Here is a 13,745-nt window from a genome sequence, read left to right on the forward strand (position 1 = left end):
ACAGCCCACCTCGGCGCACGTCGTCGTACCCCGCCGTCATCACGACATTGCCACACGGTCTCCACCCCGTCGCGGCGAAGGCGGGGCCTGGAACGCGATGGTGTCGTCGCCGCGATGCCGCTCGACGCCGCTCGACGGCTGCCCGAGCGACAGGCTCGGACGTGGTGACCTTGACCCGCACATGTTAGTGACTAACATCGTTCCCATGAAGCCTGCTCGACCGCTGCCCGGCCGCCGACGGGAGCGCACGCGCGACGCGCTGGTCGCCTGCGCGCTGGACCTGTTCGAGCGCCAGGGCTACGACGCCACCTCCGTCGCCGAGGTCGCGGCAGCGGCCGGCGTCACCGAGATGACGTTCTTCCGGCACTTCGGCGCGAAGGAGCGCGTCGTGCTGGACGACCCGTACGACCCGCTGCTCGTGGCGGCCGTGGCCGCACAGCCCCGGTCGAGCACGCCGCTCGAGCACACCGTCCGTGGCCTGCGGTCCGCGTGGCGGGAGATCCCCACGGAGGCCGTCGACGTCGTCCGGCGGCGCACCCGCGTCGTGGCGCGGACGCCCACGCTGCGGGGCGCCGTCTGGCACAACAACGCCCGCACGGAGGACGCCGTGGTCGACCGGCTCGTCGCCGACGGCTGCGACGCGCTCGAGGCGCGTGCCGCCGTCGGCGCGACCCTCGCCGCACTGACTGCCGCACTCCTGCACTGGGCGGACGCGGACGGCGACGACCTGGGCGCGGTCCTGGACCGCGCCCTCGCCGTGCTGGTCGACGGACACGGCCGCGGCGCCGACGCCGGGCCCGATCTCGATGCGTGACGCGACCACCCCGGTCGTCCGCGCCGTCGGCCTCCGGCGGTCGTTCGGCGACGTGCCCGCCGTGCGGGGCGTCGAGCTCGAGGTGCGCCGCGGCGAGATCCACGCGCTCGTCGGCCTCAACGGCGCCGGCAAGTCGACGCTGCTGCGGCTGCTCGTCGGGCTGCTGCGACCGGGAGCCGGCACCGCGGAGCTCTGGGGAGTGCCGGCATGGCGTGCACCCGCGCACGTGCGGGCCCGGGTGGGCCACGTCGGCAGCGGTCGCGCCTACGGAGAGCTGACCGTGCGCGAGAACCTCCGCGCGGCAGCACGTCTGCACGGCTGCGCGCGCGACGACGCGGACCGCCGGACCGCAGAGCTGATCGCGTCCCTCGCGCTGGACCGCTGGGCGGACCGGCGGGCCGCGACCCTCTCGGACGGCAACCGCCAGCGACTCGCCCTCGCGGCAGCGCTCGTCCACGACCCGGCTCTCCTCGTGCTCGACGAGCCCACGAGCGCGCTCGACCCGGCCGGTGTCATCGAGGTCCGTGAGTCGCTCCTGCGGCGGGCCGCTGGCGGCACGGCCGTGCTCGTGTCGAGCCACCACCTGGACGAGATGGCTCGCACCGCCTCGACGATCACGGTCGTCCACGACGGGCGCGTGGCCGGCACGCTCCCTCCGGACGGCGTCGACCTCGAGCGCCAGTTCTTCGACGTCGTGCACGCCGCGTCGAGCGCCGACGCCGTCCGCGGGAGGACGCCGTGAGCGCGGCTCGGGTCGACGCCCGCGCCGCGACCTTCAGCGCGGCTCTCGGCGCGGAGCTCCTCCAGCTCGTCCGCTCGACGGTCGTGCGCGTCGCGACGGCCGTCCTCGTGCTCGTGGTGCCGCTGCTCGCGGTCGGCTTCGCCGCCGCGGCCGAGCACGGCGGCGACAGCACGCTCGCCCTCAAGGTGCGCCCGATGGTCCCGGGAACCGGCTGGGACGCCGTGACGGGGCTGAGCGGGCAGGTGCTCGCGGTGGCGGCGCTGCTCGCGACGGGCTTCGTCGTCAGCTGGTCGTTCGGGCGCGAGCTCACCGACGGCACGGTGGAGCCGCTGCTCATGGGTCGCGCGTCCCGGGCGGAGCTCGCGTCGGCCAAGCTCCTCGCGGTCGTGTCCTGGGCCGTCGTGGCGTGCCTCGCCTCGGTCGCCGCAGCGCTGGTCCTCGGTGCCGCGACATCCCCAGGGGCCGGCACACCGTGGCCCGGCGCGGCTCGTGCCGCGCTGGGCGGCGTCCTGGTCGCGCTCACCGCGCTGCCGTTCGGCCTCGTCGCGACCTGGGGTCGCGGCGCGCTCGCCGGGGTCGGCGGAGTCCTCGGCGTCGTCGTCGTGACGCAGGTGGTGACGCTGACCGGTGCCGGTCCGTGGTTTCCCTGGGCCGTCCCCGGACTCTGGCTCGGCATGGGCGGAGCCGGCGTCACCGTGTCAGCCGTACAGCTCGCGACGGCGCCGCTCGTCGCCGCGGCCGCCTGGCTCGCGACGGCGTGGTGGTGGGACCGGGCGGAGCTGACGGGCCGCTGACCGCCCGCTCGCTCCCAGGTATCAAGATCCCGTCAAGATCGGCGTGAGGGCCACCGCGGTCCGGTAGACCGGGTGGGTGCACCTCCCCCTCCGACGACCCTCACGACCCGGCACGCCGCCCCGGTCGGACGCGAGCCGTCCCGGGCGCCTGGTCGTGGGCGGGTTCGCCGCGGCGATCGCCGTCGGGACCGTGCTGCTCCTGCTCCCGGTCTCGACGACGGACCGGCTCGCGACGCCGCTCGAGGCGCTGTTCACCGCGACGTCGGCCGTGTGCGTCACGGGGCTCGCGGTGGTCGACACGGGGTCGTTCTGGACCCCGTTCGGCCAGGTCGTGATCCTCGTGCTCATCCAGCTCGGCGGCTTCGGCGTCATGACGGCGGCGTCGCTGCTCGGGCTGCTCGTGTCCCGGCGTCTGGACCTGCGCACTCGGCTCGTCGCCGCGGCGTCGACCCGCAGCGTCGGGCTCGGCGACGTGCGCTCGGTGCTGATCGGGGTCCTGCGGGTCACCGCCGTCGTCGAGGGCGCGGTCGCTCTCCTCGTGGCCGCACGCCTCGTCGTCGGGTACGGGATGACGCCGGGCGAGGCGCTGTGGCACGGCCTCTTCCACGCCGTCTCGGCGTTCAACAACGCCGGGTTCGCGCTGTACGCGGACTCGCTCGTCGGCTTCGTCGGCGACCCGTGGATGTGCGTGCCGCTGTGCCTCGCCGTGGTCCTCGGCGGCATCGGGTTCCCCGTGCTGTTCGAGCTCTACCGCGCCCGCCGACGCCGGACCGGCGCGTCGCGCTGGAGCCTGCACACCAAGCTCACGCTCCTGACGAGCGGCGTGCTGCTCGCCGGCGGGACCCTCTTTTTCCTCGTCGCGGAGTGGGCGAACCCTCGCACGCTCGGCGCGCTCGGGGTCGGCGACCGGGTCCTCGCCGCGTTGACGCAGTCCGTCATGGCGCGGACCGCCGGCTACAACTCGCTCGACACCTCCGCGATGAACAGCGGGACGTGGCTCGGCACCGACGTGCTGATGTTCATCGGTGGTGGCAGCGCGAGCACGGCAGGAGGCATCAAGGTCGTGACGTTCGCGGTGCTCGCGTTCGTCATCTGGTCCGAGCTGCGCGGCGACCCCGACGTCACGGCGTTCGACCGGCGCGTCGCCGCGGCGACGCAGCGCCAGGCCGTGAGCGTGGCCCTGCTCGGCGTCGCCGCCGTCCTGCTCTCGACGCTCGTCATCACCGCGACGTCGCCGTTCGGCCTCGACCGCATCCTCTTCGAGGTGACGTCGGCGTTCTCGACGACGGGCCTGTCCGCCGGCATCACGGCGGACCTCGCCGCTCCGCACCAGCTGATCCTCGTCGGCCTCATGTTCCTCGGCCGGCTCGGCCCGATCACCCTCGGTTCGGCCCTGGCGCTGCGGTCGCGTCCACGGCTCTTCCGGCACCCGGAGAGCGCGGCGGTGATCGGGTGAGGGCTCAGACCTCGAACCGGTAGCCCATGCCCGGCGTCGTGAGGAGGTGGCGCGGCGACGCCGGGTCCTCCTCGAGCTTGCGCCGCAGCTGCGCGACGTACACGCGCAGGTAGTGCGTGTCGCGCGTCGCCGCGGGCCCCCACACCTCGCGCAGCATCTGCTCGCGCCCGACGACGCGTCCCCGGTGCTGCACGAGCAGCTCGAGCAGCGCCCACTCGGTCGGGGTGAGGCGCACGTCCTCGCCGTGGCGCTGCACCTGGCGGCGCGCGAGGTCGATGTGCAGGTCGCCGGCCTCGACGACCGGGTCGTCGGGAACCGGCTCGCTCGACGCGCGGCGCACCGCCGCCCGCAGCCGCGCCATGAGCTCGGGCATGGCGAACGGCTTCGTCACGTAGTCGTCCGCGCCGGCGTCGAGCGCGTCGACCTTGTCGTCGCCGAGCTGACGCGCCGAGAGCACGATGATCGGCACCCGGCTCCAGCCCCGGACCGCCGTGATGACCTCGACCCCGCTGACGTCGGGCAGGCCGAGGTCCAGCAGGACGACGTCGGGGTGGGTCGTCGCCGCGGCGTCGATCCCTCCGCGGCCGGTCGCCGCCGTCGTGACGTCCCAGCCGTGCACGCGCAGCGTGATCTCCATGGCGCGCAGCAGGCCCGGGTCGTCGTCGACCACGAGCACCCGGTTGCCGACGCCGTCGCGCTCCGCGCTCATCGCCCCTCCTCGTCCTCAGCCTGGTCCTCGGCCTCGTCCTCGGCCGCCGTCCCGGCCGCACGCGCTCCCCACGGCCCGGGGTCCGCCACCGGGACCGTGACGACCATGGTCAGGCCGCCGCCCGGGGTGTCCTCGGGGAGGATCGTCGCACCCACGGCCCGCGCGAAGCCCTGCGCCACGGCGAGCCCGAGCCCGACGCCGCTCCCGCTCGTGTCCCCGAGCCGCTGGAACGGCTCGAACATGCGCTGCTTCGCGGCGTCGTCCAGCCCCGGACCCCGGTCGACGACGCGCAGCTCGACGCCGTCCCGCGACGCCGACGCCGTGACGCGCACGTCGCCCGGCGAGAAGCGCACCGCGTTCGCGACGACGTTCGCGACCACGCGTTCGAGCAGGCCCGGGTCGGTACGCACGAGGGGCAGGTCGTCGGGCACGGCGAGCTCGACGCGGTCGGTCACGGGCTCGACGGCGAGCGGCACGACCTCGTCGAGCGACACGGCCCGCAGCACCGGCACGACGGCGCCCGTCTGGAGCCGCGACAGGTCGAGCAGGTTGTCGATGAGCTGCTCCAGGCGGCCGGTCGCGGTGGCGACGGTCTCGACGAGCGCGTCCTCGTCCTCGGGCGCGAGGTCGACGTCCGGGAGGCGCAGCCCGTCCACGGCGGTGCGGATCGCGGCGAGCGGCGTCCGCAGGTCGTGCGACACCGCGGCGAGCAGGGCCGTGCGCGTCGCGTCCGCCTCGGCGAGCACCGCCGCTCGGGCCGCCTGCTCGCGCAGCCGCCGGTACTCCAGGACGATCCCCGCCTGGGCGCCGAACGCGTCGAGCACCTGGCGGTCGCCGGCGGGCAGGGCTCGCCCGTCGAGCACGAGGCGACGGTCGTCGTCGACCCGGACGAGCGTGCGGTCGTCGTCGCCGCGGGCAACAGGCCTGCGCTGCCGGGCGCGGCTCCCGACGTCGCGCCCCGGCTCGTCGACCGGACGCGAGGCCTCGGCGATCGTCGACCACCCGGAGGCCGCACCGCCGCCGCCGGCCCCCGTGCCCGCCCGCTCCTCCAGGGCGACCCGGCGCAGGGCGAACGTCTCCGCGAGGCGCGAGACGACGGCGTCGGCCGTGTCCTCCCCCGACAGCACGGAGCGGGACAGCGCGGCGAGCGTCGACGCCTCGGCCCGGGCGCGCGACGCCTGGACCGACCGACGCGCCGACAGGTCGACGACCGACGCGACGGCGACCGCGACGAGCACGAACAGAAGGAGCGCGAGCAGGTTCTCCGGGTCGGCGACGGTGAGCAGCCCCGTGGGCGGCGTGAAGAACCAGTTGATGCACAGGAACGACACGACGGCGCACGCGAGCGCCGGCCACATCCCGCCGACGAGCGCGACCGCGACGGTGAGCGCGAGGAACACGAGCACCTGCGTGGACAGGTCGACGAGCTCGCCGGTGCCGACGAACAGCGCGGTGAGCAGCGCGGGCGCCGTCGGGGCGAGCACCCAGCCGGCCACGCGGCGTCGGGCCGAGAGCGGGCTGAGGGCGCGCCGCGAGACCCGTCCCGCCCGCGCGCGCTCGTGCGTCACGAGGTGCACGTCGAGCGATCCGGCGAGGCGAGCGATCTCGGCGCTCGTCGAACCGAGCAGCGCCTCGCGCCACCGCGAGTGCCGCGAGACCCCGACGACGACCATCGTCGCGTTGACCCCGCGCGCGAAGTCGACGACCGCGGACGGCACGTCCTCCCCCACGACGGTGTGGAACGTCCCGCCGAGGGACTCGACGAGCTCGCGGTCCGCCGCGAGCGCCGCGGGCGACGCCGCGGCCAGCCCGTCGGTCGCGAGGACGTGGACGGCGAGCAGCTCGGAACCCGCGGCACGCTCGGCGATCCGGGCGCCGCGACGCAGCAGCGTCGCGCTCTCGGGACCGCCCGTGAGGGCGACGACGACCCGCTCGCGCGCGGGCCACGTCCCGGAGATCGCGTGGTCGGCCCGGTAGCGCGTGAGGGCGTCGTCGACGCGGTCGGCGAGCCACAGCAGCGCGAGCTCGCGCAGGGCCGTGAGGTTGCCCTCGCGGAAGTACGACGACAGCGACGCGTCGATCTGCTCGGCCCGGTACACGTTGCCGTGCGCGAGGCGTCGCCGCAGCGCCTGCGGCGAGAGGTCGACGAGCTGGATCTGGTCGGCCTCGCGGACCACGTGGTCGGGCACCGTCTCGCGCTGCCGCACGCCGGTGATCGCCTCGACGTCCTCGGTGAGCGACTCGAGGTGCTGGACGTTGACGGTCGTCACGACGTCGATCCCCGCGGCGAGCAGGTCGTCGACGTCCTGCCACCGCTTGGGGTGACGAGACCCGGGGGCGTTCGTGTGGGCGAGCTCGTCGACGAGCGCGACATCGGGGCGGCGCGCGAGCACCGCGTCGACGTCGAGCTCGCTGAGCTCCACGCCCCGGTGCCCGACGACACGGCGCGGCACGACCTCCAGGTCCCCGATCTTGGCGGCGGTCGCGTCCCGCCCGTGGGTCTCGACGAGGCCCACGACGACGTCCGTGCCGCGGGCGCGGCGGCGGTGCGCCTCGTCGAGCATCGCGAACGTCTTGCCGACGCCCGGCGCCGCGCCGAGGTAGACCGAGAGGCGACCTCGGCGCGGCTGCTCAGCGTCCATGCGTGCAGTCCACCACGGTGCGGACGGGTGGGGCGATCACGGGGTGCCCGCGGCGCCCGACGTGTCGAGCCGGTCGAGCGCGAGGTTGAGCGACAGGACGTTCACGCGCGGGTCGCCGAGCACGCCGAGCACGCGCCCGGCCGCCTCGGCCTCGACCAGCGCGCGGACCTGGGCGACGTCCAGCCCGCGCGCCGCCGCGACCCGCTCGACCTGCTGCTCGGCGTACGCCGGGGAGACGTGCGGGTCGAGCCCCGAGGCCGACGCCGTGAGCGCGTCCGGCGGGACGTCCGACGGGTCGACGCCGTCCTCCGCGGCGACCGCGGCCCGGCGCTCCCCGATCGCGGCGACGAGGTCGGGGTTGTTCGGACCGAGGTTCGAGCCCGCCGACGCGAGGGTGTCGTACCCGTCGCCCGCGGCGGACGGGCGCCCGTGGAACCACTGCGGGTCGGCGCCCGGCGCGCCGAACTCCTGGCCGACGAGTGCCGACCCGACGACCGGCGCGCCGTCGGGACCGGCGTCGTCGACCCCGGACGCGCGCGAGCCGTCGGCCCGCACGAGCGAGCCGTTCGCCTGCCATCCGAACCCGAGCTGTCCGACACCGAGCACCGCGAGCGGGTAGAGGCCGCCGAGCAGCAGGGTCATGAGGAGGAGGACGCGGAGCCCGGCGAACGACTGCCGGGTGAGCGAGACGACGCCGCCACCGACCGACGCGCGGGGCGTTCCCGCGGGGCCGCGGTCGGGGCGGGTGGGCGAGGTGCTGGGCATGAGGATCCTTCGATGTCGTGTGGTGCGTCGTGGGTGGTGGGGGTGCCGCCGAGCCGGCCGTAGCGGCTCGGGGGCGCGGTCAGAAGCCCGGCAGGAGCGAGACGAGCAGGTCGACGAGCTTGATGCCGACGAACGGGGCGACGAGCCCGCCGACGCCGTAGACCAGAAGGTTGCGGCGCAGCATCGACGACGCGGACGCGGGCCGGTACCGCACGCCGCGCAGCGCGAGCGGGACGAGCGCGACGATGATCAGCGCGTTGAAGATCACCGCCGAGAGGATCGCCGACTCGGGGCTCGACAGGCGCATGACGTTGAGCACGCCGAGCGCGGGGAACACGCCCAGGAACATGGCGGGCAGGATCGCGAAGTACTTCGCCACGTCGTTCGCCACGGAGAACGTGGTCAGCGCCCCGCGCGTGATGAGCAGCTGCTTGCCGATCTCGACGATCTCGAGGAGCTTGGTGGGGTTCGAGTCGAGGTCGACCATGTTCCCCGCCTCCTTGGCGGCGGTCGTCCCGGTGTTCATCGCGACCCCGACGTCCGCCTGCGCGAGCGCGGGCGCGTCGTTCGTCCCGTCGCCGGCCATCGCGACGAGCCGTCCGCCCTCCTGCTCGCGCCGGATGAGCGCGAGCTTGTCCTCGGGCGTCGCCTCGGCCAGGACGTCGTCGACGCCCGCCTCGGCGGCGATCGCGCGCGCGGTCACCGCGTTGTCGCCCGTGACCATGACGCTGCGGATGCCCATCGCGCGCAGCTGGTCGAACCGCTCGCGCAGCCCGTCCTTGACGACGTCCTTGAGGCGGACGACACCCAGCACGCGGGCGGGCCCGTCGCCGACCTGCTCCGCGACGACGAGCGGCGTGCCGCCCTGCGAGCTCACGGCGTCGACGTGGGCGGCCAGCGCGTCGGCCTCGCGCCCGGCGAGCGTGCCGCCGGTCGACAGCACCCACCGCTCGACGGCGCTGCCCGCCCCCTTGCGCAGGCGCCGCGTACCGCCCGCACGAGAGATGTCCACAGGCGGGTCCACAGGCAGGTCCACCCCGGACATGCGCGTCTGCGCGGTGAACGCGACGAGCGTCGCGCCCGCCAGCTCGTCCCGCCTGCCGCTCGTGCCCGACGGCGCGGGGTCGCCCGCCCGGGCGAGGTCGCCCGCGTCGTCGGGCAGGCCACCCGGGCACGTGCGCTCCACGAGGTCGACGATGCTGCGACCCTCCGGCGTCTCGTCGGCGAGCGACGCGAGCCGCGCCGCCGCCGCGAGCTCGTCCACCGAGACGTCGCCGACGGGCAGGAGCTCGGTCGCGAACCGGTTGCCGTGCGTGATCGTGCCGGTCTTGTCGAGCAGGAGCACGTCGACGTCGCCCGCGGCCTCGACCGCACGGCCGGACATCGCGAGCACGTTGCGCCGCACGAGCCGGTCCATGCCCGCGATGCCGATCGCGGAGAGCAGCGCGCCGATCGTCGTCGGGATGAGGCACACCAGCAGCGCGACGAGCACGACCAGCGACTGCTTCGCCCCCGAGTACGCGGCGAACGGCTGGAGCGTCGCCACGGCGAGCACGAACACGATCGTCAGCGACGTCAGGAGGATGTTCAGCGCGATCTCGTTCGGTGTGCGCTGCCGCTCGCTGCCCTCGACGAGCGCGATCATCCGGTCGACGAACGTCTGCCCCGCCGGAGCCGTGATGCGCACGACGATCCGGTCGGACAGGACGACCGTCCCGCCGGTCACCGCCGACCGGTCACCGCCCGACTCGCGGATCACGGGCGCGGACTCCCCGGTGATCGCGGACTCGTCGACCGACGCGACGCCCTCGACGACGTCGCCGTCCCCGGGGATCGTCTCTCCCGCCTCGACCACGACCAGGTCGCCCACGCGCAGCTCCGACGACGCGACCTCCGTCACGGGCAGCGTGTGCAGGCGTGCGTCCATGACGGTCGCGTCGACCGCGGGCCCCGTCGCCACACCGGCGGCGGCGCTCGCCGACACGACGCGCCGTGCCGTCGTGCCGCGCTGGGTCGCGCGCAGGCTGGACGCCTGCGCCTTGCCGCGCGCCTCCGCGACCGACTCGGCGAGCGTCGCGAACAGCACCGTCGCCCACAGCCACGCGGTGATCCACCAGGCGAACGCCGTCGGCTCGACGACCGCGAGCGCCGTCGTCGCGACGGCCCCGAGCTCGACGACGAACAGCACGGGCGACCGGTACAGCACCCGCGGGTCGAGCTTGCGCACCGCGGCCGGCAGCGCCGCCCGCACCTGCGCCCCGGTGAGCGCCCGCGCCGGCCGCGACCGCCCGCCGTCGGCCACGGGACCGCCGGAGGGCGACCCACCGCCGTCGGGCGCAGAACCAGCGGCACCCGACTCACCGCCGTCGGGCACGGCACCCGCCGACCCCGACCCACCGCCGTCGGCCACGAGGACACCGGCGGCGACGGACGAGCGGCCGCCGGACCGGGAGGGGCGGCGGGTCGTGGCGGGTCTGGCGGGAGCGCCGCGAGGGACGAGCGGCGCGGATGGTAGACCCGCCGCCCCTCCCGGGGAGGCGGCCGCGGAGGTGAGCGACCCACCGGAGGAGGCGGACGCGGAGGCGACCGGGACCGCCGAAGGCGACCCCACCGCAGGACGATCAGACGATGACGACGTGCTCATGACAAGGACTCCACGACAGGACCGAGGGACAGGACGGGGATGAAGGTGAGGCCGACGACGACGAGCGCGACGGTCCCGAGCAGGCCGACGAACAGGGGCTGGTGCGTCGGGAGCGTCCCGGCCGACGCGGGGACGGCCTTCTGGCTCGCGAGCCGGCCGGCGAGGGCGAGGACGAGCGCGATGGGCACGAAGCGGCCGACGAGCATCGCGAGGCCGAGCAGCGTGTCGTAGTACGGCGTGCCGGTGGTCAGCCCGCCGAACGCGGACCCGTTGTTGTTCCCGGCGGACGCGAACGCGTAGAGCACCTCGGTCAGGCCGTGCGGACCGGTCTCCTGCTGGCCGGCGAGGCCGGCGGGCAGCGTGACGGACAGCGCGGTGCCGACGAGGACGACGGCGGGCGTCGTGAGGATGTACAGCGCGACGAGGGTGATCTCGGGGCGCCCGATCTTCTTGCCGAGGTACTCCGGGGTCCTGCCGACCATGAGCCCGGCGACGAACACGGCGACGATCGCGAGGACGAGCATCCCGTAGAGGCCGGCGCCCACGCCGCCCGGCGCGATCTCGCCGAGCAGCATGTTGAACAGGACCACTCCCCCGCCCGGTGCGGTGAGCGAGTCGTGCATGGAGTTCACCGCGCCGGTCGACGTGCCGGTCGTGGCGGTGGCGAACAAGGCGCTCGCCGCGAGCCCGAACCGGGTCTCCTTGCCCTCCATCGCCGCTCCCGCGGCCTGCGGCGCGGCGCCCGGGCCGGCGAGCTCGGCCCACGTCGTGAGGGCCAGGGCGACGGTGAACAGCGCGCCCATCGCGCCCAGGATCGCCCAGCCCTGGCGCCGGTCGCCGACCATGAGCCCGAACGTGCGGGGCAGCGTGACGGGGATCAGGAGGAGCAGGAAGATCTCCAGCAGGTTGGTGAAGGGGTTCGGGTTCTCGAGCGGGTGGGCGGAGTTGGCGTTGAAGAACCCGCCGCCGTTGGTGCCGAGCTCCTTGATCGCCTCCTGGGACGCCACCGGACCGCCGAGCACGTGCTGGGTCCCGCCCGCGAGCGTCTCGACGGCGGTGTGGGGGTTCAGGTTCTGGATCACGCCGTTCGCGACGAGGACCACGGCCGCGACGAACGCGATGGGCAGGAGGATCCGGACGACGGACCGCGTGAGGTCGGTCCAGAAGTTGCCGATCCGCGCGTCGGTGCCGGAGCGTGCGAACCCGCGGACGAGCGCGATCGCCACCGACATCCCGACCGCCGCGGAGACGAAGTTCTGCACGGCGAACCCGGCCATCTGGAGCAGGTGCCCGGCCGCCGCCTCCCCGGAGTACCACTGCCAGTTCGTGTTCGTCACGAACGAGACGGCGGAGTTCCACGCGCCGGCGGGGTCGAGCCCGGTGAACCCGAGGTCGAGCGGGAGGTGCTCCTGCAGGCGACCGAGCGCGTAGAGCACGAGCACGGAGACGAGCGAGAAGCCGAGCAGGGAGAAGAGGTAGGTGCTCCACGTCTGCTCGGCGTCGGGGTCGACGCGTGCGGCGCGGTAGCCGGCGCGCTCGACGGCGAGGTGGCGCGGCGACGTGAAGACGCGCGCCATGTACGCGCCGAGCGGGGCGTGCACGGCGGCGAGCGCGACGACGAGCAGGGCCACCTGCCCGACGGCGGCCCACACGACCGCGGGGTCCGTCCCGGTGGTCACAGCGGTGGTCACATCGATGGGCACGGCGCGCTCACCGGGCCCGGTCGCTGCGCAGCAGCGCGACGAAGAGGTAGCCGAGGGTGCCGACGATCGCGGCCAGCGCGATCCAGTCGAGGGCCATCATCGGGACCCTCGCGACGATCCGTGCCGGCGCGCGACGAGCGCGACCGCGGCGAAGAACGCGACGGTGAGGAGGAGGTAGGCCAGGTCGGCCATGAGCAGGACGCCTTCACGACGACGGGCGGCCGGTCGCGCTCGGCGCGACGGCCGGAGCGCGACGACCGCGCTCGATGCCGTTCTACGTCCGCGAGCGCGCGCCCCGGGTGCGTCCTGACGGAACCCTGACGCCCCGCCGTCGGTCCCTGACGGCATCCTGACCGTGCGTGGCCTACCCGGGTCTGCCGGATGCTTCGTGGGGAGAACGTGACGACCGCGTGACCGCGCGCGGAAGCGCCGGGTGCGGGGCGTCGTCGGGCACCTAGGATGTGCCGCATGATCTTCAAGGCCGTCGGAGACGGGCGCCCCTACCCGGACCACGGCAAGGTGAGCGTCAAGGACTGGACGGACGTGCCGCCCCGGCAGGTGCGTCTCGACGAGCTCGTGACGACCAAACGCACGCTCGACCTCGACGCGCTGCTCGCCGAGGACTCGACGTTCTACGGGGACCTCTTCGCGCACGTCGTCGAGTACGACGGCGTCCTCTACCTCGAGGACGGGCTGCACCGGGCGGTCCGTGCGGCGCTCCAGCAGCGCGCGATCCTGCACGCTCGCGTCCTGACGCTCCGATGAGCGCGCGGTCGGGTAGGTTTCTGGCGTGACCACCGAGCCCGACCGCGCCCGCTCCGTGCGCCGCCGGCGCATCCACGAGCGCCAGGCCGTCGTGTTCGGGCTGCTCATCGCCGCCCTGGCGGTCACCGGACTGGGCGCGCTCGCGGTGTACACGGGCGCGATCGAGGCGCCGTTCTCCCGGCCGTTCTCCACGCCGGAGGTGGTCGACGCCCTCGCGGACGTCGAGGTGCCGTGCGTGCCCGAGGGCGCGCTTCCCGCGGCGGCGGCGGACGTGCACGTGACGATCGTCAACGCGTCCGGCCGGGACGAGCCGCTCGCGGGCATCAACAAGGACGTCCTCACCGAGCGCGGGTTCACGATCGACGGCGTCGCGAACGCCGAGGACCTGGACGGCGACGACGAGCCGGACGCCCTCGCGCGCACGCAGATCCACTTCGGGGCGGGAGGCATCGCCCCCGCTTACACGCTCGCGGCGCACTACCCGGAACCCGGGCTCGTCCTCGACACCCGCCAGGACACCACCGTGACCCTGTACATCGGCGCGGACTTCGAGGACCTCGTGGACCTCGAGCTGATCGGGATCGCCGCGGACGTCCCGCTGGAGAACCTGGAGGGCTGCGTGCCGGCCGACCAGATCACGCCGCGCCCGCTCCCTGTCCCGCCCGCCGAGGGCTGACGGCCCGCCGACCCGGCGATGCCCCTGCGAACGGC

General features: G+C 74.8%; 12 protein-coding genes. 6 read left to right on the forward strand and 6 right to left on the reverse strand.

Annotated features, from left to right (window positions below; all coding sequences use genetic code 11):
• Positions 1-205: 205 nt before the first annotated feature.
• The 4 genes from V5D56_RS00845 (at position 206) to V5D56_RS00860 (ending at position 3,806) form a co-directional block, all read left to right on the forward strand.
• Positions 206-814: a TetR/AcrR family transcriptional regulator gene (locus V5D56_RS00845; RefSeq protein ID WP_435737179.1), complete on the forward strand. Its 609-nt coding sequence runs from the start codon at positions 206-208 to the stop codon at positions 812-814.
• Positions 807-1,556, forward strand: a complete 750-nt coding sequence (locus V5D56_RS00850; protein WP_435737180.1) for an ABC transporter ATP-binding protein — start codon at positions 807-809, stop codon at positions 1,554-1,556. The genes V5D56_RS00845 and V5D56_RS00850 overlap by 8 nt, the downstream gene beginning before the upstream one ends.
• Positions 1,553-2,350 carry an ABC transporter permease gene (locus tag V5D56_RS00855; RefSeq protein WP_435737181.1) on the forward strand — a complete coding sequence of 266 codons (798 nt, stop codon included), beginning with the start codon at positions 1,553-1,555 and terminating at the stop codon, positions 2,348-2,350. Before V5D56_RS00850 ends, V5D56_RS00855 begins: the two co-directional genes overlap by 4 nt.
• Positions 2,351-2,426: 76 nt before the next feature.
• Positions 2,427-3,806, forward strand: coding sequence for a TrkH family potassium uptake protein (locus tag V5D56_RS00860; RefSeq protein ID WP_435737182.1), 1,380 nt, complete (start codon positions 2,427-2,429; stop codon positions 3,804-3,806).
• Between the two features lie 4 nt (positions 3,807-3,810).
• On the opposite strand, the gene V5D56_RS00865 is transcribed toward V5D56_RS00860, so the two are convergent.
• The 6 genes from V5D56_RS00865 to V5D56_RS00890 form a co-directional block, all read right to left on the reverse strand.
• Positions 3,811-4,515 carry a response regulator gene (locus V5D56_RS00865; RefSeq protein WP_435737183.1) on the reverse strand — a complete coding sequence of 235 codons (705 nt, stop codon included), beginning with the start codon at positions 4,513-4,515 and terminating at the stop codon, positions 3,811-3,813.
• A complete protein-coding gene (locus V5D56_RS00870) occupies positions 4,512-7,157 on the reverse strand; it encodes a DUF4118 domain-containing protein (protein ID WP_435737184.1) in 2,646 nt (881 codons plus the stop codon). The genes V5D56_RS00865 and V5D56_RS00870 overlap by 4 nt, the downstream gene beginning before the upstream one ends.
• A gap of 36 nt (positions 7,158-7,193) precedes the next feature.
• On the reverse strand, positions 7,194-7,922 hold the full coding sequence (gene kdpC / locus V5D56_RS00875) for a K(+)-transporting ATPase subunit C (RefSeq protein ID WP_435737185.1): 729 nt from the start codon (positions 7,920-7,922) through the stop codon (positions 7,194-7,196).
• A gap of 79 nt (positions 7,923-8,001) precedes the next feature.
• A complete protein-coding gene (gene kdpB / locus V5D56_RS00880; RefSeq protein ID WP_435738927.1) occupies positions 8,002-10,224 on the reverse strand; it encodes a potassium-transporting ATPase subunit KdpB in 2,223 nt (740 codons plus the stop codon).
• Positions 10,225-10,562: 338 nt separating this feature from the next.
• On the reverse strand, positions 10,563-12,245 hold the full coding sequence (gene kdpA / locus V5D56_RS00885) for a potassium-transporting ATPase subunit KdpA (RefSeq protein WP_435737186.1): 1,683 nt from the start codon (positions 12,243-12,245) through the stop codon (positions 10,563-10,565).
• 31 nt (positions 12,246-12,276) lie between these two features.
• On the reverse strand, positions 12,277-12,366 hold the full coding sequence (locus tag V5D56_RS00890; protein WP_435737187.1) for a potassium-transporting ATPase subunit F: 90 nt from the start codon (positions 12,364-12,366) through the stop codon (positions 12,277-12,279).
• Positions 12,367-12,737: 371 nt separating this feature from the next.
• Between V5D56_RS00890 and V5D56_RS00895 the strand changes: the two genes are divergently transcribed.
• Complete coding sequence (locus V5D56_RS00895) at positions 12,738-13,034, forward strand: type II toxin-antitoxin system VapB family antitoxin (RefSeq protein ID WP_251149990.1); 297 nt, start codon at positions 12,738-12,740, stop codon at positions 13,032-13,034.
• A 25-nt stretch (positions 13,035-13,059) separates the two neighbouring features.
• On the forward strand, positions 13,060-13,710 hold the full coding sequence (locus tag V5D56_RS00900; protein WP_435737188.1) for a LytR C-terminal domain-containing protein: 651 nt from the start codon (positions 13,060-13,062) through the stop codon (positions 13,708-13,710).
• Positions 13,711-13,745: the final 35 nt, after the last annotated feature.

The sequence above is a fragment of the Cellulosimicrobium sp. PMB13 genome (genome assembly GCF_051294865.1).
GTDB lineage: Bacteria > Actinomycetota > Actinomycetes > Actinomycetales > Cellulomonadaceae > Cellulosimicrobium.

Excerpts from the sequence above, each read along its gene's own strand:
- V5D56_RS00845 (WP_435737179.1), top strand. The coding sequence starts at position 206 with ATGAAGCCTGCTCGACCGCTGCCCGGCCGCCGACGGGAGCGCACGCGC.
- V5D56_RS00850 (WP_435737180.1), top strand. The coding sequence starts at position 807 with ATGCGTGACGCGACCACCCCGGTCGTCCGCGCCGTCGGCCTCCGGCGG.
- V5D56_RS00865 (WP_435737183.1), bottom strand. The coding sequence starts at position 4,515 with ATGAGCGCGGAGCGCGACGGCGTCGGCAACCGGGTGCTCGTGGTCGAC.
- V5D56_RS00870 (WP_435737184.1), bottom strand. The coding sequence starts at position 7,157 with ATGGACGCTGAGCAGCCGCGCCGAGGTCGCCTCTCGGTCTACCTCGGC.
- kdpC (WP_435737185.1), bottom strand. The coding sequence starts at position 7,922 with ATGCCCAGCACCTCGCCCACCCGCCCCGACCGCGGCCCCGCGGGAACG.
- V5D56_RS00890 (WP_435737187.1), bottom strand. The coding sequence starts at position 12,366 with ATGGCCCTCGACTGGATCGCGCTGGCCGCGATCGTCGGCACCCTCGGC.
- V5D56_RS00895 (WP_251149990.1), top strand. The coding sequence starts at position 12,738 with ATGATCTTCAAGGCCGTCGGAGACGGGCGCCCCTACCCGGACCACGGC.